1 protein-coding gene is annotated in these 850 nt (G+C 68.2%); it reads right to left on the reverse strand.

Annotated features, from left to right (window positions below; translation table 11 throughout):
- On the reverse strand, positions 1–663 hold a 663-nt coding region (locus tag NA8_RS32250), incomplete at its 3' end, for a lytic transglycosylase domain-containing protein (protein ID WP_439957450.1).
- Positions 664–850: the final 187 nt, after the last annotated feature.

The following is an 850-nucleotide window of genomic DNA, read 5'->3' on the forward strand; positions in this document are numbered from 1 at the left end:
CGCTCCCGGCGGCACCAGGTCCGGCGAGATGCGCACCTGCGTCGGCGAACCCCCGGTCCGATACGCCGCCGCCCAACTCAGCACATTCGCCGCATACGCCATCGAGTTGTTGTACCGCAACACCGCACGCAACTCCTGCGACGGATCCCGCAGATCCAAACCCCCCGAACACAAATACTTCCCCGCCGCCAACGCCGCGTCGAACACATTATGCGGATCGGCCACCCCGTCCCCATTACCATCCGCGCCATACGCCCCCCACGTCCCCGGCAAGAACTGCATCGGACCCAACGCCCGCACAAACCCCCCATCCGCAGCCTTGATCACCTCATTACCCGGCAAACTCCCATCCAACGCCGGACCGAAAATCGGCGACACCGTCGTACCCGCCGCATCCGTACGCCCACCCCGCGCATGCCCCGACTCGATCCGCCCGATCCCCGCCAGCAAACTCCACGACAACCCACACCCCGGCACCGAGGACCCCAACGCCAACTCCGCATTCCGATACGCCGCCAACACCACCTCCGGAATACCCAACGCACCCCCCGCCGCCGGCAACGTAACCTCCTGCAACGGAACCACACCCGCGAACGGCGCCACCCCCGGCGTCACCGCCCGCAACCGCCGCGGCCCCTCCGCCGACACCGGCAACAACCCCACCTCCCGCGACCGCGCGCCCGCCACACCACCACCCGACGCCGCCGCCAACACCTCCGACGCCCGCGGCGCCGACACCCCCACCGGCGACTGCACCCCCGAACCACTCACCACCACACCAGCAACAACCAAAGCCGAGACCGTTATCGGAGCAGATACACGCATTCGGCCACACCCAATCCTCGACGTC

The organism is Nocardia arthritidis NBRC 100137 (assembly GCF_001612765.1).
GTDB lineage: Bacteria > Actinomycetota > Actinomycetes > Mycobacteriales > Mycobacteriaceae > Nocardia > Nocardia arthritidis.